We start from the raw sequence: 19,687 nt of genomic DNA, 5'->3' as shown, positions 1-19,687 counted from the left end.
GGCGCCGGGGGGTGGTACTGGGTTCAGGATCGGTGCTGCACCGGGGTGCAGGTCGGATCGGGATACCAGGGGGATGGTGGCGGCTGCGGCGGCGGAGAAGACTTCACCGCATGCGAACCCTGATGCGCACCCTGGTGCACACCCTCGTCCCCTTCCTCCTCCTGGCGGCCGCCGCGACCACCGCCCGTACCGCCGGCCCGCCCTGGGTCCGCCACCTCCTCGCGGGTCGCGACGGCGCCCCGCCCGGCCCCGGTACTACGCCGGGAGTACCGCAGGTGCCGCTGGTGGGACGACGCGCGGCAGGGGCCCGCGGCGAGAGGCTCGGTGCAGTCCCCACAACAGGCATGCACCGAGGAGATGGACACCATGGACACCCTGCTCGCCCACGCGGACGGCCACTGGCCCGGCCCGTGGATCCTGCTGATCCCGTTCTTCTGGGCAGCCGTGATCCTCCTCGTCGTGCTGATCCTGCGGCGCACCGTCTGGCGCCGCGGCTACGGCCCCGGCGGCTGGCACCACGGCGGCGGCCCGCTCGCCACGCTCGGCGACCGGTACGCCCGCGGTGAGATCGACGAGGACGAGTACCGCGCCAAGCGCGCCGTGCTCACCGAGCGCACCGACCGTCCCGGCGGTGCGAAATGACCGTCGTCCAGCTGCACCCCGCCGCCGCGGTCGCCGACGCGGTCAAGGTGTACGGAATCGGCGCCACCCAGGTCCGGGCGCTCGACCACGTCACGGTCGAGTTCCCGGCCGGGCGGTTCACCGCGATCATGGGCCCGTCCGGCTCCGGCAAGTCCACGTTGATGCACTGCGCCGCCGGCCTCGACACCCTCACCGCGGGCAGCGCCCACATCGGCGGCACCGAGCTCGGCACCCTGAACGACCGTCGGCTCACCGAACTCCGCCGCGAGCGCATCGGCTTCGTCTTCCAGGCCTTCAACCTGGTGCCCACGCTCACCGTCCGGGAGAACATCACCCTGCCGCTCGACCTTGCCGGGAAGGCACCCGACGCGGCCTGGGTGGACGCCCTCGTCGACGTGGTCGGACTCGGCGACCGGCTGCACCACCGGCCCGCCGAGCTCTCCGGCGGCCAGCAGCAGCGGGTCGCCGTGGCCCGCGCCCTCGCCGGCCGCCCCCAGGTCGTCTTCGCGGACGAGCCGACGGGCAACCTCGACTCCCGCTCCGGCGCAGAGGTGCTCGGCCTGCTCCGGCAGGCCGTCGACACCATGGGCCAGGCGGTGGTGATGGTCACCCACGACCCGACCGCCGCGGGCTACGCCGACCGGGCCCTGTTCCTGGCGGACGGCCGGCTGGTAGACAGCATGGACGCGCCCACCGCCGACCTCGTCCTCGACCGGATGAAGGCCTTCGACACCCCGGCCGGCTCCACCCGCGCCACCGCCCTCACCGCCGCCCACACCAGCACTGAGCCGGCCACCACTGAGCCGACCGCCGCGGCCCCGACCGCTGCCACCCCGACCGCTGCCACCCCGACCATCAGCGCCCCGACCACCGTCCCGACCGCGGCCACCGGCCCACGGGGGAGTGACCGACGATGAACACCGCCCTGCGGATCGGACTCCGCTCGGCCCGCGCACACCGACGCCGCCTGGTCGGCACCGTCCTCGCCGTCCTGCTCGGCGTCGCGTTCCTGACCGGCACGATGGTGCTGGGCGACACCCTGCGGGCCAACTTCGACACCCTGTTCGCCGACGCCAACGCGGGCACCGGCGCCGTCGTCCGCAGCGCCGACGTCCTGCCCGCGCAGAACGTCCCCGGCGGCGTCCGGGCACCGGTCGACACCGCACTCGCCGACCGGCTGCGCACCGTCCCCGGGGTGAGCGCGGCCGAGCCGTCCGTCCAGGGCGCCGGCCAGCTGGTCGGCCGGAACGGCGAGCCGATCGGCGGCAAGGGCCCGCCGACCCTCGCCGGGAACTGGCTCACCGACGGCACGCTCAACCCCTACCGGCTCGCCGAGGGCCGGGCGCCCGCCGCGCCCGGCGAGGCCGTCATCAACCGCGGCGCGGCCGAGGCCGGCGACCTCCGGATCGGCGACACCACCGTGCTGCGCACCCCCGACCCGGTACGGATCACCGTCGTCGGCATCGCCACCTTCGGTGCCGACGCGGACGGCATGGGCCCCTCCACCTTCACCGGGCTGAGCCTCGCCGACGCCGAGCGCCACCTCACCCCCAAGGGCGAGGGCCAGGCCAACGCGATCCGGCTCCGCTCCGACACCCTGACGCAGCAGCAGCTCGTCGACCGGGTCAAGCCGTTGCTGCCCACCGGCGTGGAGGCGCTGACCGGGCACGCCGCGACCGCCGAGTCCACCGCCGACGTCTCCGGCCGGTTCCTGACCATGTTCACCACCCTGCTGCTGGTCTTCGCCGGGATCGCGCTGCTCGTCGCCACCTTCACCATCCACAACACCTTCGCCATCGTGGTCGCCCAGCGCACCCGGGAGAACGCGCTGCTCCGCGCGCTCGGCGCGCACCGGCGGCAGGTCCTCGGCTCCACCCTCGCCGAGGCGGCCGTCGTGGCCGTGGTCGCCTCCGCGGCCGGCCTGGTCGGCGGCATCGGGGTGGCGGCCGGGCTCAGCGCGCTCTTCTCCGCGCTCGGCTTCTCGCTGCCGACCGGCGGCATGGTCGTCGCGACCGCCTCCGTGGTGCTGCCGCTGGCCGTCGGCATCCTGGTCACCCTGGGCTCGGCCCTCCTGCCCGCCGTCCGGGCCGGTCGCACCGCCCCGCTCGCCGCACTGCGCGAGAGTGCGGTGGACGACGCGGCGACCGGGCGCACCGGCCGGGTCCGGGCCGTCCTCGGCGCGGCCCTGCTGGCCGGCGGGGCGGTGCTCACGGTGCGCGGTGCGACCGACGGGCCCTCGGTGGTGCTGACCACCGCGGGCGCGGTCACGGCGCTGGCCGGCACCGTGGTGCTCGGCCCGGTCGCCGCGGCGCTCGCCGTCCGGGTGCTCGGCGCCCCGCTGCCGCGGCTGCGCGGCGTCAGCGGGGCGCTGGCCCGCCGCAACGCCGCCCGCAACCCGTCCCGGACGGCGGCCACCGCCACCGCGCTGATGGTGGGTGTCGCCGTGGTGACCCTGTTCACCGTGTTCGCCGCGTCGATCAGGGCCACCCTGGACGACACCGTCGACCGCTCGTTCGCCGGCGACCTCGCCGTCACCGCACCCGCGTTCGGCGCGGGCGGCAGCGGGGTCAGCCCGAAGCTCGCCGAGGCCGTCCGGCAGTTGCCGCAGGTCGAGCAGGCCGTGGGCCTCGGCCGTGGGGTCGCCCGGATCGACGGGCACGGCCGCGAGCTGGACGTCACCGACCCGGCCCGGCTGCCCGGCGTGGTCGACCTCGGACGGATCGACGGCAGTCTCACCGCCCTCGGCACCGACGGCCTCGCCGTCTCCCGCAGCGAGGCGGCCGCCCGCGGCTGGCACATCGGTTCCACGGTCTCCGTCGCCTTCACCGACGGTGCGGAGCCGTTCACCGTCCGGGCGCTGTACGAAGGCGGCGGCGTGGCGGGCGACTACCTGATGACCCGTGAGGCCTGGGCCCCGCACCGTGTCCAGGACAGCGACAGCATGGTGGCGGTCGCGCTGCGGCCGGGCGTCTCCCCCGCCGAAGGCAAGGCCGCCGTTCAGCACGTCGCGGACGGCTACGGCAATCCGCAGGTGCAGGACCGCGACGAGTACGCGGCGAGCGCTGCCGGCGGTGTGGACACCATGCTCTCCGTGGTCTACGCCCTGCTCGCGCTGGCGGTGCTGATCGCCCTGCTCGGCATCGCCAACACCCTGACGCTGGCCGTGCACGAGCGCACCCGCGAACTCGGCCTGCTGCGGGCGGTCGGACAGACCAGGGGGCAGCTGCGGTCGATGGTCCGCTGGGAGTCGGTGCTCGTCGCGGCCTTCGGCACGGTCGGCGGCCTGGGGCTCGGCGCCTTCCTCGGGTGGGCGCTGGTCCGGGCTTCCGACAGCGCCGGCACCGGATCCTTCGCCCTGCCGACCGCGCGGCTCGCGGTGGTGCTGCTGGCCGGTCTGGTCGCCGGCGCGGTAGCGGGCCTCCGCCCGGCCGGCCGCGCGGCCAGGCTGGACGTCCTGCGGGCGATCGCCGCGGATTGAGCGCCGCGGAGTGAGTGCCGCCCCGTCGGGTGTCCGGGCCGCCCGCCGGACATCCGGCGGGCGACGTCCGGCGGGTGTTCGGCGGGCCGTCCGCCCAGGTCGGCGCCCCGCTGCGGGGCTGCGCGGGGGCTGCGCGGCGCGGCGCCCGGTCTCACCGCTCTGCTGCCCGATAAGGGTTCGCTGGAGATGCCGTAACAGTCACTTATTGTAGTCGCCTGTTACGCTTGGTGGAGGTGACGTCGTCAGGACAACGTCAGGACAAGGAGGCTCGCGATGGCGCTGCACACCGTGGACGTGGATCGCTCCGACCCGGAGTACCGGGCCTGGCTGAAGGAGGCGGTGCGGAAGGTCCAGGCGGACGCCAACCGGTCCGCCGACACGCACCTGCTGCGCTTCCCGCTCCCGGAGGAGTGGGGCATCGACCTCTACCTGAAGGACGAGTCCACCCACCCGACCGGCAGCCTCAAGCACCGGCTGGCCCGCTCGCTCTTCCTCTACGGCCTCTGCAACGGCTGGATCAGACCCGGCAAGCCGGTCATCGAGGCGTCCAGTGGTTCGACCGCCGTCTCGGAGGCGTACTTCGCCAAGCTGATCGGCGTGCCCTTCATCGCCGTGATGTCCCGCACGACCAGCCGGGCCAAGATCGAGCTGATCGAGTTCCACGGCGGCCGATGTCACCTCGTCGACGACCCCTGCGAGGTCTACGACGTGTCCGCGCGGCTCGCCGAGGAGACCGGCGGCCACTACATGGACCAGTTCACCTACGCGGAGCGCGCCACGGACTGGCGCGGCAACAACAACATCGCCGAGTCCGTGTTCGCCCAGATGGAGTTGGAGCCGCACCCCGAGCCGGCCTGGATCGTCGCCACCGCCGGCACCGGCGGCACCTCCGCGACCATCGCCCGCTACGTGCACTACATGCAGTTCGACACCCGGATCTGCGTGGCCGACCCGGAGAACTCCTGCTTCTTCGACGGCTGGGTCAACGGCGACCCCGACGCCACCTGCCCCAGCGGCTCCCGGATCGAGGGCATCGGCCGTCCCCGGATGGAGCCCAGCTTCGTCCCGGGCGCCCTCGACCGGATGATGAAGGTGCCCGACGCCGCCTCCATAGCGGCCGTCCGCATCCTGGAGGACGCGCTCGGCAAGAAGGCCGGCGCCTCCACCGGCACCGGACTGTGGGGCGCCCTGCGGATCGTCGCCGAGATGCGTGCGGCCGGGCAGACCGGCAGCGTCGTGACCCTCATCTGCGACCCGGGCGACCGCTACCTCGACAAGTACTACTCCGACGCCTGGCTCGCCGAGCAGGGCATCGACATCGACCCGTACGTCGCCGAGCTCGAGGAGTTCCTCGCCGGGACGTCCATCGGCCTGGGCTGAGCCCCTGCCGCGGGGCGGCGTCCGCCGCCCCGCCCGGTCGGCCCGCTCGGTCGACCAACCCTGACGACCCACCATGACGGCCCGGGGAGTGCGCCACGTACTCCCCGGGCCGACGTGTGCGGTGACCCTCGCACCGCAGCCGCGCCGCGGCCACTCCCACACCGGGCCGAAGCGCCCACCGGCCGGACGCCAGTCACGGACCTGCCGGGCGGCAGAATCGTAAACCAGGGCGAGAGTTTCGGCCAGACCCCGCGGGCGGATTGGCAGGTGATGGCGGGGCCGCCGTCCCGACAGTGGGTCGGCCGGTCCGGTGGCGCTCCATGAGCGGACGTCAACCCAGCCGAAATACCTCGGTGCACGGGGATTGACCGTCCAAAATTCTGGCCGCTAGCGTGCCTGAAACTTGCGTAGTCAACTACGAAAAGTTTCGAGAATTGTCACCGTGTGATCTCGTGAAAGGGACCTCCGTGATCCGAGCGACCCGCACCGCCCTCGTGGCGGCCACCACCGCAGCCCTGGCCGTCACCGCGCTCGTCCTCCCCACCGCCTCCGCCGCCACCGGCAGCACCGCCACCGCGGGCAGCACCGGCGCGTCCGGCGACACCCGGGCGGCCGCCGCCCCGGCGAAGGACCCGGCCGCCCGCACCCTCGGCGAGCTCGGCCGCCGCGCAGGCGTGCGCATCGGCACGGCCGTGGACATGTCCGCCCTCGCCGCCGACGCCCCGTACCGGGAGAAGGCCGCGACCGAGTTCAGCTCCGTCACCCCGGAGAACGTGATGAAGTGGGAGGCCGTCGAAGCCGTCCGCGGCACCCACACCTGGGGCCCCGCCGACGACCTCGTCGACTTCGCGCGGGACAACCACCAGCTGGTCCGCGGCCACACCCTCGTCTGGCACAACCAGCTGCCCGGATGGCTCACCTCTGGCAGCTTCACCCCGGACGAGCTCCGCGACATCCTGCACCGTCACATCACCGACGAGGTCAAGCACTTCAAGGGCCGCATCTGGCAGTGGGACGTCGTCAACGAGGCCTTCAACGACGACGGCACCCTGCGCGACTCCGTCTGGCTGCGCAACCTCGGCCCGGGCTACATCGCCGACGCCTTCCGCTGGGCCCACGAGGCCGACCCCAAGGCCGAGCTGTACATCAACGACTACAACATCGAGGGCGTCAACCCCAAGAGCACCGCACTGCTCGCCCTGGTCACCGAGCTGAAGGCGCAGCACGTCCCGATCGACGGCGTCGGCGTCCAGGGCCACCTCGCCGTCCAGTACCCCGCCCCGCACGACATCGCCGACAACCTGGCGCGCTTCGACGCCCTCGGACTGGACACCGCGATCACCGAGGCCGACGTCCGGATGGTGATGCCCGCGGACGCCACCAAGACCGAGGCGCAGGCCGAGGGGTACGGCGTGCTGCTGCAGGGCTGCCTGCTCACCGAGCACTGCACCGACTTCACGGTCTGGGGCTTCACCGACAAGTACTCCTGGGTCCCGAACACCTTCTCCGGCGAGGGCTCGGCCAACCTGCTCACCGAGGACTACCGCCCGAAGCCGGCGTACACCGCGCTGCGCCAGGACCTCACCCTCGCCGGCCGGCACTGACCGACGCCTCCGGCGAGCCCGCTGCGCCCGCCGGGTGACCGTCGGCGCGCCGCCCACCACCGCACCGCCCGCGGGGACAGGCTGGCCGCAGGGGCCGGCCCGCCGCCCGTCCCCGCAGGAGGCGACGATGCACGACGGCCCGCTGTTCTTCCCGGTGACCCCGTTCGGCCCGGACGGCGAGATCGACCCCGCGGTGTACGCCGAGCACCTGGAGGCCGGGATCGCCGCCGGTCCCGGCGCGGTCTTCGCCGCCTGCGGCACCGGCGAGTTCCACGCCCTGGACCCCGCCGAGCACGCCCGGCTGGTCCGGACGGCCGTCCGGGTCGCGGCCGGCCGGTTGCCGGTCTACGCCGGTGCCGGCGGGCCGCTGCCCACCGCCCGCGCCCTCGCCCGGTCCGCCGCGGAGGCCGGCGCGGACGGCCTGCTCCTCATGCCGCCCTACCTCGTCCGGCCCCCGCGGTCCGGCCTGGTGGCCTACACCCGCCAGGTCGCCGAGGCCGGCGGGCTGCCGCTCATCGCGTACCACCGCGACACCGCCCGGCTGGACGTCGGCACGGCCGTCGAGATCGCCCGGCTGCCGCAGGTGGTCGGAATCAAGGACGGCTGCGGCGACCTCGAACTCCTCGCCCGGATGATCACGGCCGTCGAGACGGCACTGCGCCCCTCCGGGAAGCGGTTCCGGTTCTTCAACGGCCTGCCCACCGCCGAGGCGACCGCGCCCGCCTACCGCGGCCTCGGCGTCCGGCGGTACTCCTCCGCCTCGTTCGCCTTCGTCCCGGAGATCGCCCTCGCCTTCCACCGCGCCCTCGCCACCGGGGACGACTCCTCCGTCGGCCGCCTGCTGGCCGCCTTCTACCTGCCCCTGGTGGAACTGCGCGCCGAAGTGCCCGGCTACGCCGTCTCCCTGGTGAAGGCGGGGGTGCGGCAGCGCGGCTTGGCCGTGGGCGGCGTCCGGCCCCCGCTGACCGACCCCGTACCCGAGGACCTCGACCGGCTGCGCGCCCTCACCGACGCCGGACTGGCCGCCCTCACCGCCCTCCCGGAAAGCACCGACCGTTGACCGCCGCACGGCCCGACCCCGCGCATGCGTCGGACTCGTCGAACCCGTCCGAGTCGTCGAGCCCGTCCGAGTCGCCGAGCCCGCCCGGCCCGCCGGAGCTGCGGATCACCGCGGTCACCGTCACCCCCGTCGCCTTCCGCGAGCCGCCGCTGCTCAACGCGGTGGGCGTGCACGAGCCGTACGCCCTGCGGGCGGTCGTCGAGGTCGCCACCGACCACGGACCGACCGGCCTCGGCGAGACCACCGCCGACGAGGGCCACCTCGACCGGCTGCGCACCGCCGCCGCGGCGGTGACCGGCCTGCCGGTGCACGCCCTCGGCCGGCTGCGCGCCCGGGTCGCCGCCGTGCTCGGCGGCCGGACGGGCTCCGACCGGCACGGCCTGACCGGGCCGATCACCGCGGCCTCCACGGTGGACCGGGTCTTCTCGCCGCTGGAGGTGGCCTGCCTCGACATCCAGGGCCGCGCCGCCGGACGGCCCGTCAGCGACCTGCTCGGCGGCCGGGTCCGCGACGCCGTCCCGTACAGCGCCTACCTCTTCCACAAGTGGGCCGGCCACCCCGGCGGGCCGCCGGACGACTGGGGTGAGGCGATGGACACCGCCGGCATCCTCGCCCAGGCCCGGCGCCTGGTCGACACGTACGGCTTCACCGCGCTGAAGCTCAAGGGCGGGGTCCGTCCGCCGCACGAGGAGGTCGAGACCGTCCTCGCCCTGCACGAGGCCTTCCCCGGACTGCCGCTGCGCCTGGACCCGAACGCCGCCTGGACGGTGGACACCGCGCTCGACACCGCTCGCCGACTGGAGGGCGTCCTCGAGTACCTGGAGGACCCGACCCCGGGCCTGGACGGCATGGCGGAGGTGGCCGCGGGGACGGCGATCCCGCTCGCCACCAACATGTGCGTCACGGCCTTCGAGCACCTGCCGCCGGCGGTCGCCCGCAGGTCGGTGCGGATCGTGCTCGCCGACCACCACTACTGGGGCGGCCTGCACCGCTCCCGGCTGCTCGCCGGGATCTGCGACACCTTCGGGCTCGGGCTGTCCATGCACTCCAACGCGCACCTCGGCATCAGCCTCGCCGCGATGACCCACCTCGCCGCCGCCTCGCCCGAGCTCACCCACGCCTGCGACACCCACTGGCCCTGGCGGACCGAGGACGTGATCGAGCCCGGCGCGCTCACCCTCGCCGACGGCGCCGTCCGGGTGCCCACCGGGCCCGGCCTCGGCGTCGAGCTCGACCGCGACGCCCTGGCCCGGCTGCACGAGCAGTACCTCGCCTGCGGTCTGCGCACCCGCGACGACACCGGCTACCTGCGCCGGACCGACCCCACCTACCGGCGGCGCATCCCGCGCTGGTGACGGCCCGGGACACCGCTCCACGGCACCACCACGGGACGGGAGTTCGACGGCCACCGCCTCCGTCCGGGCCGCCTTCGTCTTCGGCGCGGCCACGCTCGCCCTCACCACCCCCGTCCTCGCCTGGGGGGACGAGCCCCCCGCCTGACGGGACGAGCCCCCGCCTACGCCCCGCGGACGGTCTCCGGTCTCAGGCGAGGACGACCTCGTCGATCAGCTCGCGGGCGGTCTCCACCGCTTCGGCGGGCAGTCCGGCGTCCGTCACCCAGGTGTCGACCTCGGACAGCTCCGCGAAGGTGGACAGGCCGACGGTGCCCCACTTGGTGTGGTCGGCCACCAGTACCGTCCGCCGCGCCGAGGCGACCAGCGTCCGGTTGGTCTCCGCCTCCGCCAGGTTGGGCGTGGTGAGGCCGGCCTCCGGCGAGACCCCGTGGGTGCCGAGGAACAGCAGGTCGAAGCGGAGCGAGCGGATCGCCCGGTCCGCCACCGGGCCGACCAGAGCGTCCGAGGGCGTCCGCACCCCGCCGGTCAGCACCACGGTGGCGGCCGGGCCGCCCGCGCGGTGCGCCTGTTCGAAGACCTCGGACACCGGGACGGAGTTGGTGACCACGGTCAGCCGCTCGATCCCGGTCAGCTCACGGGCCAGCGCGTAGGTGGTGGTGCCGCCGGAGAGGGCGATCGCCGCGCCGGGGGAGACCAGCCGGGCGGCCGCCCGGGCGATCTGCTCCTTGGCGGACAGCTCCAGCGCGGACTTCGCCGCGAAGCCCGGCTCGTGGGTGCGGGCCGGACCGGCCGGCACCGCGCCGCCGTGCACCTTCTCCACCGCGCCGACGCGGGCCAGCGCGTCCAGGTCCCGACGGATCGTCATGTCGGAGACGTTCAACTGGCGGGTGAGCTCGTTGACCCGGACACCGCCGCGCCGCCGCACCTCGTCCAGGATCAGTGCCCGGCGCTGTTCGGCGAGCATCTGGGCGTTGTCGGTCACGGATCCTCCTGCGGTCGGCTCCGGGCCATCCTCGCACGCGGCCCGGCCGCCGAAGCCCCCGAGAAGCCCGGGACCCCGAGAACGCGGGCGGCCGACGGGAACGCCGGCGGCCGGCCGGCCAGGTCAGAGCGGGAGGTCCGCCGGGACGAGCAGCTGCAGCTCCTCGGTGGACGGGTCGGCGAGCTGGGCGACCCGCATCGCGTGCCGCTCCACCATCGTCTCGAACACCTGCCGGGCCGTCCGGCCGTTGCCGAAGGCCGGTCCGCGCTCCAGGCCGGCGAAGTGCTCGCGCAGGGCCTTCTCGGTCGCCTCGGCCAGCGCGTACTCGTGTTCGGCGCACTGGGCGCGGGCGATCTCCAGCAGCTCGTCGGCGCTGTAGTCGGGGAAGGTGACCGTCCGGGAGAACCGCGAGGACAGGCCGGGGTTGGCGACGAGGAAGCGTTCCATCTCGGCGGTGTAGCCGGCGACGATCACCACCACCTCGTCCCGGTGGTCCTCCATCAGCTTCACCAGGGTGTCGATCGCCTCCCGGCCGAAGTCCCGCCCGCCGTCCTCCGGCGCCAGCGCGTACGCCTCGTCGATGAACAGGACCCCGCCGCGGGCCCGGTCGAAGGCGGCGGCGGTGCGGATCGCGGTGGAGCCGATGTGCTCGCCGACCAGGTCGACCCGGGCCACCTCGACGAGGTGGCCGCGCTGCAGCACCCCGAGCGAGGCCAGGATCTCGCCGTACAGCCGGGCGACCGTGGTCTTGCCGGTGCCGGGGGCGCCCGTGAAGACCAGGTGCCGGCGGAGCGAGGGAGCCTTCAGCCCGGCCTTGCGGCGGCGCCGGCCGACGGTGATCAGGTCGATCAGGGTGCGCACCTCCTGCTTGACGGTGGCCAGGCCGACCAGGGCGTCCAGTTCGGCGAGCGCCTCGTCGGCGGGGCGGCAGTCGGGGATCGGTGCGATCGCGGCCGCCCCGGCCGGGGCCGGCCCGGCGCTGGTCAGCCGGGCCGTCGCCGGCAGCAGCGCGGGACCGGCAGCAGACCCGGCCGCCGGTGCGAGCAGCGGCGGGTACGACGGGGCGGGGGCGAGCGGCGGGGCCGCGGGCAGCGCGGCGCGCGGCACCGGCAGCGCGGGCGGCGGCGGGGGGACGTCGTCCGAGACGCAGCCCTCGGTGACCGGGCCCGCCTCGGAGAACTCGAAGCCGGCCCGGCCGTTCTGCTCGGCCCGGCAGCGGGTGAGCACCGTGCGGCAGCCGTCGATGACGTGGAAGCCGAAGCCGCGGCCGTGCGAGACCCGGCAGTCCTCGAAGGTGCCGCGGCCCTGGGCCGAGACGTACACCCCGGCGTCGCCCGCGCCGCGCACCGTGCACTCGCGCAGCACCGGGTCGGCGCCCTTGGCGACGATCACGCCGGTGGCGACGTCGGCGATCTCGCAGCCGGTGAGCAGGCCGCCGCTGCCGTGGTCGCGGAACCAGAGCCCGGTGCCGGCCTCCTGGATCCGGCAGTCCGTCAGGTCGGCGGTGGCGCCGCCGCTGACCGAGACGGCGGAGGAGCGGATCCGGCTGAACGAGCAGTCGGCGGCGCTCGCCCGGGAGTCGCGGTCGAGCACGAACAGGGCGTCGGGGAGGTCGTGCAGGGTGCAGTCGGCGAGGGCGAGGCGGGCGCCGTCGCTGACCCACAGCGCCGGGTAGTCGCCGTCGGCGGAGTGGATCTCGCTGCCCTCGGCCTCGACCTCGGTGCCGGCGTCCCAGACGGAGAGCGCGCCCCGGCCGAAGGTGTGCAGGGTGCAGCGCTCCAGCCGCAGCCGGGCCCGGCCGCGCAGGTCGGCGGCGTTCTCCGGCAGGTCGTGGATGCGGCAGCCGGCGAGCAGCAGCTCGGCATCGGTGTCCAGGGTGAGGCCGTTGCCGGTGACCCGGTGCACGGTGCAGTCGGTGAGGCGGCCGACCGCGCCGTCCTCGGCCTGCACGCCGCTGCCGCGGATCTCGTAGATCTCGCAGCCGGTCAGTTCGGCGCCGCTGTCGGCGCCGGTGAGCAGCAGTCCGGCGCCCCCGGTGTGGTGGACCTTGCAGCGGTCCAGCACGGCGGCGGCGCCGCCGAGCACCGCGATGCCGGCCTGGCCCGCGGCGGAGACCTCGCACTCCTGGAGGCCGGCCCGGGCGCCGGGGCGCAGCCGCACCCCGAGGCCGGCCGGGTTGGCGACGGTGCAGGAGCGGAGCACGGCGGAGGCGCCGTCGCCGAGTTCGACGCCGGCGGAGGCCTGGGTGTCGATCCGGCAGCCGGTGAGCCGGGCGCCGTCCGCGGTGACCAGGACGGCGGGCAGCGACCGGTCGGAGCCCTCGACGACCACGTCCTGGACGGTCGCGGCGGCGGCGACGGTCAGCGGCACCCCGGCGGGCGGGCTGATCCGGACGCTGCCGGGGCCCTGGGCGGCCAGCACGGTGACCGGTTTGTCGATCACCACCGCCTCCCGGAAGACGCCCGGCCGCACGGTCACGGTGTCGCCCGGTTCGGCGGCCTCCAGGGCCTCCCCGAGCGTGTCGTACTCGCCGGCGCGGCGCCGCCAGCGGGACCCGCTGTCCTGCGTGACCCGGACCCTCTGCTCTGCCATGCGGTCTGTCATCCCACCTTCGTCGGAGCCCTGCGATGGTCGGCCGCCCGCGGGGGCGCCCCCGGCCGCGGTGCGGGGGCCGTCCGCGCACTACAACGAGTGGGCGACGGCGCGGTGCCGGTCAGCGCCGGGCGTCCGGCTGCGGCCGCGGGCCCTCCTCCAGCACGGTGACCTCGTCGCCTACCCGCAGGGTGCCGAGCAGGTCGCCGGTGACGCCCTCGGGACGCTCCGGGACGAGGTTCTGGCCGAAGACGAGCTTCTTGCCGAAGCGGCGGTGCCGGCCGAGCGCGAGCAGCGGCTCGGGGCCGCGGCGCTCGCCGGTCTCCTGGTCGGTGGTGGTCACCACGCAGCGGCCGCAGGGCTTGGCGACCCGGAAGACCACCTCGCCGACCCGGATCCGCCGCCAGCCGTCCTCGGCCCACGGCTCGGTGCCGGAGACGACCAGGTTGGGGCGGAAGCGCTCCATCGGCAGCGGCTCGGCGCGCCGGTCGCCGGCGGGGTGGTCGACGGCGAGGTGCTCGTTGAGCGCGGCCAGCGAGGCGGTGGTGGCGAGCAGCAGCGGGAAGCCGTCGGCCATGCTGGTGGTCTCGCCGGGCCGGCTGTACTCGGGGTCGATCCGCCGGCTGCCGGCGGGGTCCTCCAGGTGCAGCAGGCGGACGTCGCCGAGGCGGTCGGCGAACCAGACCTGTGCCTCCTTCGCGGCCTCCACGGCGGGGAAGAAGGTGCCGAAGACGTCGGCCTGCGCGGCCGGGTCGCCGGCGGCGGTGCTCGGTGCGGGGATGCGGATGCTCGTGCCGTCGGGGTCGGTGACGGTCAGTGAGCCGTCGGCGTGCGGCCGGGTGCGGTACTGGCCGAGGGAGGGGTCGTCGCGCTGGGTGACGGCGCGGCCCGTGGGGTCGGCGAGCATCCAGCGGCGGTCGCCGGCGAGGCCCCACGGCTCCACCCCGGCGCTGTCCGGGCTCAGCCGGTAGGTCGACTTGACGGGATAGACGTGGAGGGCGGTCAGCTGCGGCATGCCCCCATCCTGCCAGTCGGCGGCGGTGCTCCGGTGCCGCGGCCGGGAATGCACGGAGGCCGCCCGGTCCGCCTGGTACGGCGGGCCGGACGGCCCCGGAGAGGAAGACCTCGTGCCCTTGCTCCGCCCGGCGCCCTCGTTCGCCGGGGTGGTGCGGCTTCGGTCAGCCGGCCTGCGGGTAGTACGCGGGGCCGGGGTACTGCTGCTGGACGGGACGGACCGGGGCGACCGGTGCGGCCGGGCGCAGCTGGTTGCCGCCGAAGCTCTGGTCGGCGAAACCCTGCTGCGGGCCCTGGCCGAAGCCCTGCGCACCGAACTGCTGGCCGGACATGCCCGAGGGCGCCGACGCGAAGCCGTTCTGGCCGCCGAAGCTCTGCCCGGTCTGGTACCCGGCCTGGGGGGCGGGGGAGACCGGCGCCTGCGGGCGCTGCGGGGGGAGGTACGGCTGCGGGCTGCCGTACCCGGGGACGGCCGGCTGCGGGGCCGCCGCGTACACCGACGGCGCGGTCTGCGCCGGGATGTACGAGGTGGCGGGGCCGCTGCTGGGGCCGGGGCCCAGGGCGAGGCGGGCCGGCGGGAGCGCGGGCAGGTTGCTCACCGGGCTGTCGAAGCCGGTGCCGTAGCCACTGCCGTAGCTGCTGCCGTAGCCGGAGCCGTAGGTGGCCGGGGGCAGGGCCGCCGGCACGTTGATGGGCGCGATCTGCGGGACACCGCGTTCTGCGACGAGGCTGTCGTAGATGGGCGTGCCGGAGGAGAAGGACGGAGAGGGGTAGCCGACTCCGTCGTAGGAGCGGGGCGAGGTCATGGGGCATACCGTAAGCCCACAACGTGCCTGCTGAGGAGAGTGGAAGAGGTGGGATTTCGACCGTTCACACAGTCTTCGCTCGATCGAAACGCTCGAAAGTGTGCAAATCCGACATATTGTCGGCCAGTTCAAGCCATCCGAACCCCCTGACCGCCGGTCGAACGCCGGGCGAACCGCCGACGTCGGTTCGTCGGACCCTCGGCCGTCCGAACCGGAGGGCGTGCGGTGCGGACCGCGCGCCGGTGGGCCCGACCGTCTCGCGGACGGACCGGACCCGCCGGAGAAACCGCACGTCAGCCGACGTGTACGCTCTGCGCCGGGAAGCCGGGACGGCCCGCCAGCTCCGTCGTGCAGTGCGCGCAGCGGACGGCCGCGACCGGCACCGTGCTCAGGCAGTCCGGGCAGTCGGCCTTCGCCACCGGCACGTCCTTGCGCGGCTCGAAGCGGGCCTGCAGTCGCCCGACCGGCACCACCACGGCGAAGTAGATCACCGCGGCGATCAGCACGAAGCTGATCAGCGCGTTCAGGAACGCCCCGTACGGGAACACGGTGCCCGCGACGCTGAAGGACTCCTTGCTGTAGTCGCCGACCGCGCCGCTGGCGATGCCGATCAGCGGGGTCAGGAACGCCGTCACGAAGCCCGTCACCACGGCCGTGAAGGCCGCGCCGATGACGATGCCGACCGCCAGGTCGACGACGTTGCCGCGCAGCAGGAAGCTGCGGAATCCCTTGAACACCGGGTGACTCCTCGAAATGCGTCGGGCCGCGCCGGCCCGGCCGGCCGGGCCCTTCGACCCCGCCGGCCATCCTGCCGAGGCCGGGACGGCGCGGTCCAGCCGCCGTCACCCGTTCCGCCCAGTCGTCGTACCGGGTTGCGCTCCGGGTGGGCCGGGCCGCGCCCGCGGACGGCCCCGCAGGCCCGCCCGCGACACCCCACGGGCCGTCAGATCCCGGCCGCCCGGAGCCGATCGGCGTGCGCCTGCACCTTCACCACCGCCCCGGCCACCCGCCGCACCGTCGCGGCGTCCATGTGCGACCAGAGCGGCACCGTCAGCACCGAGTCGGCCAGCCGGTCCGTCAGCGGCAGCGCCCCCGCCTGCCCGAGGTGCGCGTAGGCGCGCTGGCGGTGCACCGGCGGGAAGAAGTAGCGGCGGGTGTCCACCCCCTCCGCCTTCAGCGCCCGGCCGAGCTCCGCGGCACCGAGGCCGAACGCGGCCGCGTCCACGATCAGCGTCAGGTCCTTGAAGGTCGAGGTGTCGCCCGGCTCCGGCAGGGCGAGCCGCAGGCCCGGCAGCCCCGCCACCGCGGCCGCGAACACCTCCACCAGCGCCCCGCGGTGCGCCACCCGCTCGGGCAGGCCGGTCAGCGAGGCCAGGCCGACCGCCGCGTGCAGCTCGCTCATCCGGGCGTTCAGGCCGGGGAAGAGCGTGTCGTAGTCGCCCGGGTTGCCGTAGTCGCGGGCGGTGCGCAGGGTCGCCGCGAGCGAGGCGTCCCGGGTGGCGACCAGACCGCCCTCACCGGCCACCGCCACCTTCGTCGGGCTCATCGAGAACACCTCTGCCAGCCCGAAGCCGCCGATCGGCACCCCGCCGCGGGCGCTGCCGAAGCCGTGCGCGGCGTCGTAGACCAGCGGTACCCCGGCCGCGTCCGCGACCTGCTGCAGCCGCTCCACCTGGCAGGGGGTGCCGTACACGTGGGTGGCCATCAGCGCGGCCGGCCGGTCGGCGGCCTTCAGCCGCGCCTCGGCGTCCTCCGGGTCGAGGGTGACGTCCTGTTCGCGGGCCTCCGCGAACAGCGGGGTGCCGCCCGCCCAGTGCGCGGCGTGCGCGGTCGCCGAGAAGGTGAAGCCGGGCATCAGCGCCGGCCGGCCGCCGCCCACCCCCGCGGCCTGCAGCACCAGCATCAGACCGGCCGTGCAGTTGGAGACCGCCACCACATGCGGCACCCGCAGCAGCTCGGCGGCCCGCTCCTCCAGTTCGGCGACCGTCCGCCCGTTGGTGAGCTGGCCGCTCTCCAGCACCGCGGCGATCCGGGTCAGCGCCTCGTCGGCGTGCGGGACCTTCACCCGGGTCAGCGGCAGGCCGTCGGGGAAGGCCGGGGTGCCGCCGAGGGCGGCGGGCGTGTCGAGGTCGGTGGTCATGGTCGGGTCGATCCCCCCTGGGTCGGTCGGTTGCCGGGTGTCCGCGCGGAGGCGGGTGCCGCCGCGGCGGGGTCGGGCGGTGCCGGCCCGGACGGCACGGCACCACCGGGCGGCCCCGCTGTGCCCGGAAGCGCTGTGGGCCGGCCGCCCCACTGGCCGGGCTGCACCCGCCACAGCGGCGGCCGGGAGTGCGCCCGCACCCGCGGGCGGTCCCCGTCCGGCCGCGGGACGGCGAGCAGCACCAGCACCAGCGGCAGCACCTGCACGCGTTCGCGCGACAGGATGCCCATGTTGTTGATGGTCGAGAACGCCCAGCAGAACAGCAGGGTGTAGACGATCGTGAAGGCGACGTAGGAGCGCCGCAGGAACCACCGCGGCACCTGGCTCAGCCGCGGCCAGCTGCGGATGAACATCACCAGCAGCGCGAAGCACTCCACCGACTGCACCAGGTTCTGCACGTTCGACGCCTCGAACGGGAAGGGCCGGAACAGCACGCTGACCACCGCCACCGGCAGTCCCGCCGGATTCAGGCTGAACTGCGGCGAGTCGTCGTCCGCCGCCTGGTTGATCACCGACCCGCCCTGCGAGGTGCGCCGCGAGGTCTCCGACAGCACCTGGTTGACGCTGTCGCCGCCGGTGCCGCTCGTCCCGAAGAACGTCGACACCTGCTGCAGCATCAGCATCACCATCACGCCCAGCACCACCACGGTGAGCACCGTGCGCAGCGGCCCCAGCGCGCTCACCTGCTGCGGCCGCCGGCGCAGCACGTACGCCACCGTCAGGCCCGCGCCGGCCAGCACGGTGACGTGCGGACGGACCATGCCGGTGCCCAGCGAACCCAGCGCGATGCAGAGGAACGCGCCGAACCGGCGGTCCAGCAGCCGCGCCACGCCGTAGGTGGTCAGGCCCAGGCAGAACATCATCCAGGCGTCCTTGCCGATGCTGGACGGCCAGAACAGCAGCGACGGCAGGAAGAACACCAGCTTCGCGTACCGCCGGGAGTCCGCCTCGGGGAAGGCGATCTGCAGCGCCCGCCAGAACAGCAGCAGACCCCAGAAGCCCAGCCAGGAGAACACCAGGAAGCCGCCGACCAGTGACGGACCGGTGATCGCGTACACCGCGCCGGTCACGATGATGATGAAGCCGGTGCCGGCGACCTTCATCCCCAGGTCGTAGTGGAACGTCCCGGAGAGCGGGCTGTGGGTGTCCAGGAACAGCGCCAGCTCGCTGCCCCGCTGGTGGTACATCTTGGCGTCGGCCGCGCCGCCGTACAGCACGAAGGCCATCAGGTACCGCGGGAAGGCGCACAGCAGCTTGAGCGCCATCGCCAGCATCAGCAGCCGGAAGACGTCCTTCTCCGGGTTGGCGGCGGCGACCCGCGCCAGGACCGGCGTGCCGATCGCCATCAGCGCGGGCAGGACCAGCAGCGCCCCCCAGGTGTCGTACCCGGTGTGCACCATCGCCAGCACGAACAGCGTCACGTAGCCGACCACCAGCGCGGCCGCCACCGCCGACGGCCAGGGCACCCGCCGGGCCAGCGCGGCCACCGCCGTCACCGCCGGCCGCGCCGCGACCGCCGGAGCGGCCATCAGAAGACCTCCAGGTCACCCAGGTTGAACCGCCAGTCGGCCGGGATCCGGCCCGCCGTGAGCGGACCGGACGGGGACCGGGCGGCGAGCACCATCCCGGTGCGCGGAGCCGTCAGGTAGCCGCTGCGCCGGGCGGCCGCGGCGGCCTCGGTGCCCGCCGCGAGGTGGCCCGCGACGTGGTCGCAGCCCGCCTTCGCGGCCTGCTTCAGCAGCCGCGCCGCGCTGCCCCGGTCGCCCGGCCGGACGATCACGTCGGCGAGTGTGAACTCGGCCAGCGGCCCGCGCCGCCGCGGCCGGCCGAACGCCACCCCGGCCAGCTCGCCGCCGCGGTGGCAGGTCAGCACCCGGTAGTCCAGGCCGGGCGCGTCGCCGTACCGCCAGCGCAGGAAGTCCGCGGTGCGCCGGACGGCCAGCCGGGTGTCGGTGACGTCCGCGGCCGCCCGCTCCCGCAGCAGCTCGTCCAGCCCCTTCCGCGGGCCGGCGAACCAGTCCTCGGCGGTCGGCAGCGGGCACACCGGCGGGCCCGCCGCACCCGCCCCGCGGCGGGCCAGCGCTGCCCGCGCACCGCGCGCGAACGCCGCCGGCCGGGCCACCCGCACGGCGATCGGCACCCGGCCGAGCTCCCGCCAGCCCATCTTCAGGTAACCCGGCAGGCTGTTGCCGTTCGGCGTGTTGAAGACCAGCTCGGTGTCGCCGGAGACCTCCTCCAGCAGCCGCAGCGTCAGATCGCGGAAGATCCCCCGGCCCTGGAACTCCGGGTGGGTCGCGGTGTCCACCGGGCGGACGGCCGGCACCGTCCGCCCGCCCGCCTGCCACTGCCAGCGCAGGAACAGCCGCACCCCGGCCAGCCGCCCGCCCGCCTCCTCGGCGACCAGGCCCGGACTCGCACCGAACGGGTTCCGTCGGTGCTTCCACTCGAAGAACTCGGCACTGCGCATGCCGGTCGGCCCGCCCGCCAGCGAGGCGGTCAGCAGGTCCAGCACGGCGGGCGTGTCGGCGTCCACGAGCGGACGGTACGTCAGCCCGGCGCTTGACTCGGTCATCT

Annotated in this window: 15 protein-coding genes; 7 read left to right on the top strand and 8 right to left on the bottom strand. The window is 75.0% G+C overall.

The window, feature by feature from the left end:
* Positions 1 to 366 precede the first annotated feature (366 nt).
* The 7 genes from AB0O09_RS19835 to AB0O09_RS19805 all read left to right on the top strand — a co-directional run bounded on the left by AB0O09_RS19835 (position 367) and on the right by AB0O09_RS19805 (position 9,519).
* A complete protein-coding gene (locus AB0O09_RS19835; protein ID WP_363543003.1) occupies positions 367 to 642 on the top strand; it encodes an SHOCT domain-containing protein in 276 nt (91 codons plus the stop codon).
* Complete coding sequence (locus AB0O09_RS19830) at positions 639 to 1,559, top strand: ABC transporter ATP-binding protein (RefSeq protein ID WP_363542962.1); 921 nt, start codon at positions 639 to 641, stop codon at positions 1,557 to 1,559. Before AB0O09_RS19835 ends, AB0O09_RS19830 begins: the two co-directional genes overlap by 4 nt.
* On the top strand, positions 1,556 to 4,120 hold the full coding sequence (locus AB0O09_RS19825; RefSeq protein ID WP_363542960.1) for an FtsX-like permease family protein: 2,565 nt from the start codon (positions 1,556 to 1,558) through the stop codon (positions 4,118 to 4,120). Before AB0O09_RS19830 ends, AB0O09_RS19825 begins: the two co-directional genes overlap by 4 nt.
* 273 nt (positions 4,121 to 4,393) lie before the next feature.
* Positions 4,394 to 5,500 carry a PLP-dependent cysteine synthase family protein gene (locus tag AB0O09_RS19820; protein WP_363542958.1) on the top strand — a complete coding sequence of 369 codons (1,107 nt, stop codon included), beginning with the start codon at positions 4,394 to 4,396 and terminating at the stop codon, positions 5,498 to 5,500.
* A gap of 467 nt (positions 5,501 to 5,967) precedes the next feature.
* On the top strand, positions 5,968 to 7,104 hold the full coding sequence (locus tag AB0O09_RS19815) for an endo-1,4-beta-xylanase (RefSeq protein ID WP_363542956.1): 1,137 nt from the start codon (positions 5,968 to 5,970) through the stop codon (positions 7,102 to 7,104).
* Positions 7,105 to 7,231: 127 nt separating this feature from the next.
* Complete coding sequence (locus tag AB0O09_RS19810; protein WP_363542954.1) at positions 7,232 to 8,164, top strand: 5-dehydro-4-deoxyglucarate dehydratase; 933 nt, start codon at positions 7,232 to 7,234, stop codon at positions 8,162 to 8,164.
* Between the two features lie 98 nt (positions 8,165 to 8,262).
* Positions 8,263 to 9,519 carry a glucarate dehydratase family protein gene (locus AB0O09_RS19805; protein WP_363543001.1) on the top strand — a complete coding sequence of 419 codons (1,257 nt, stop codon included), beginning with the start codon at positions 8,263 to 8,265 and terminating at the stop codon, positions 9,517 to 9,519.
* Between the two features lie 187 nt (positions 9,520 to 9,706).
* On the opposite strand, the gene AB0O09_RS19800 is transcribed toward AB0O09_RS19805, so the two are convergent.
* The 8 genes from AB0O09_RS19800 to AB0O09_RS19765 all read right to left on the bottom strand — a co-directional run bounded on the left by AB0O09_RS19800 (position 9,707) and on the right by AB0O09_RS19765 (position 19,685).
* Complete coding sequence (locus tag AB0O09_RS19800) at positions 9,707 to 10,501, bottom strand: DeoR/GlpR family DNA-binding transcription regulator (RefSeq protein ID WP_363542952.1); 795 nt, start codon at positions 10,499 to 10,501, stop codon at positions 9,707 to 9,709.
* A gap of 123 nt (positions 10,502 to 10,624) precedes the next feature.
* A complete protein-coding gene (locus AB0O09_RS19795; RefSeq protein WP_363542950.1) occupies positions 10,625 to 13,093 on the bottom strand; it encodes a right-handed parallel beta-helix repeat-containing protein in 2,469 nt (822 codons plus the stop codon).
* A 121-nt stretch (positions 13,094 to 13,214) separates the two neighbouring features.
* The gene (locus AB0O09_RS19790; protein WP_363542948.1) at positions 13,215 to 14,108 is read right to left on the bottom strand and encodes an MOSC N-terminal beta barrel domain-containing protein; all 894 of its coding nucleotides are present in this window, start codon (positions 14,106 to 14,108) and stop codon (positions 13,215 to 13,217) included.
* A gap of 163 nt (positions 14,109 to 14,271) precedes the next feature.
* Complete coding sequence (locus AB0O09_RS19785) at positions 14,272 to 14,913, bottom strand: DUF6643 family protein (protein WP_363542946.1); 642 nt, start codon at positions 14,911 to 14,913, stop codon at positions 14,272 to 14,274.
* Positions 14,914 to 15,206: 293 nt separating this feature from the next.
* Positions 15,207 to 15,650 carry a large conductance mechanosensitive channel protein MscL gene (mscL, locus tag AB0O09_RS19780; RefSeq protein ID WP_363542944.1) on the bottom strand — a complete coding sequence of 148 codons (444 nt, stop codon included), beginning with the start codon at positions 15,648 to 15,650 and terminating at the stop codon, positions 15,207 to 15,209.
* 206 nt (positions 15,651 to 15,856) lie between these two features.
* The gene (locus tag AB0O09_RS19775) at positions 15,857 to 17,053 is read right to left on the bottom strand and encodes a DegT/DnrJ/EryC1/StrS family aminotransferase (protein WP_363542942.1); all 1,197 of its coding nucleotides are present in this window, start codon (positions 17,051 to 17,053) and stop codon (positions 15,857 to 15,859) included.
* Positions 17,050 to 18,642 (bottom strand): hypothetical protein, encoded by a 1,593-nt coding sequence (locus tag AB0O09_RS19770; RefSeq protein ID WP_363542940.1) that lies wholly within the window; start codon positions 18,640 to 18,642, stop codon positions 17,050 to 17,052. The genes AB0O09_RS19775 and AB0O09_RS19770 overlap by 4 nt, the downstream gene beginning before the upstream one ends.
* Positions 18,642 to 19,685: a GNAT family N-acetyltransferase gene (locus tag AB0O09_RS19765; RefSeq protein WP_363542938.1), complete on the bottom strand. Its 1,044-nt coding sequence runs from the start codon at positions 19,683 to 19,685 to the stop codon at positions 18,642 to 18,644. Before AB0O09_RS19765 ends, AB0O09_RS19770 begins: the two co-directional genes overlap by 1 nt.
* Positions 19,686 to 19,687: the final 2 nt, after the last annotated feature.

This window comes from Kitasatospora sp. NPDC093679, from assembly GCF_040683455.1.
In the GTDB taxonomy this organism is placed as follows: domain Bacteria; phylum Actinomycetota; class Actinomycetes; order Streptomycetales; family Streptomycetaceae; genus Kitasatospora; species Kitasatospora arboriphila.
This window is presented reverse-complemented; position numbering and strand designations above follow the sequence as displayed.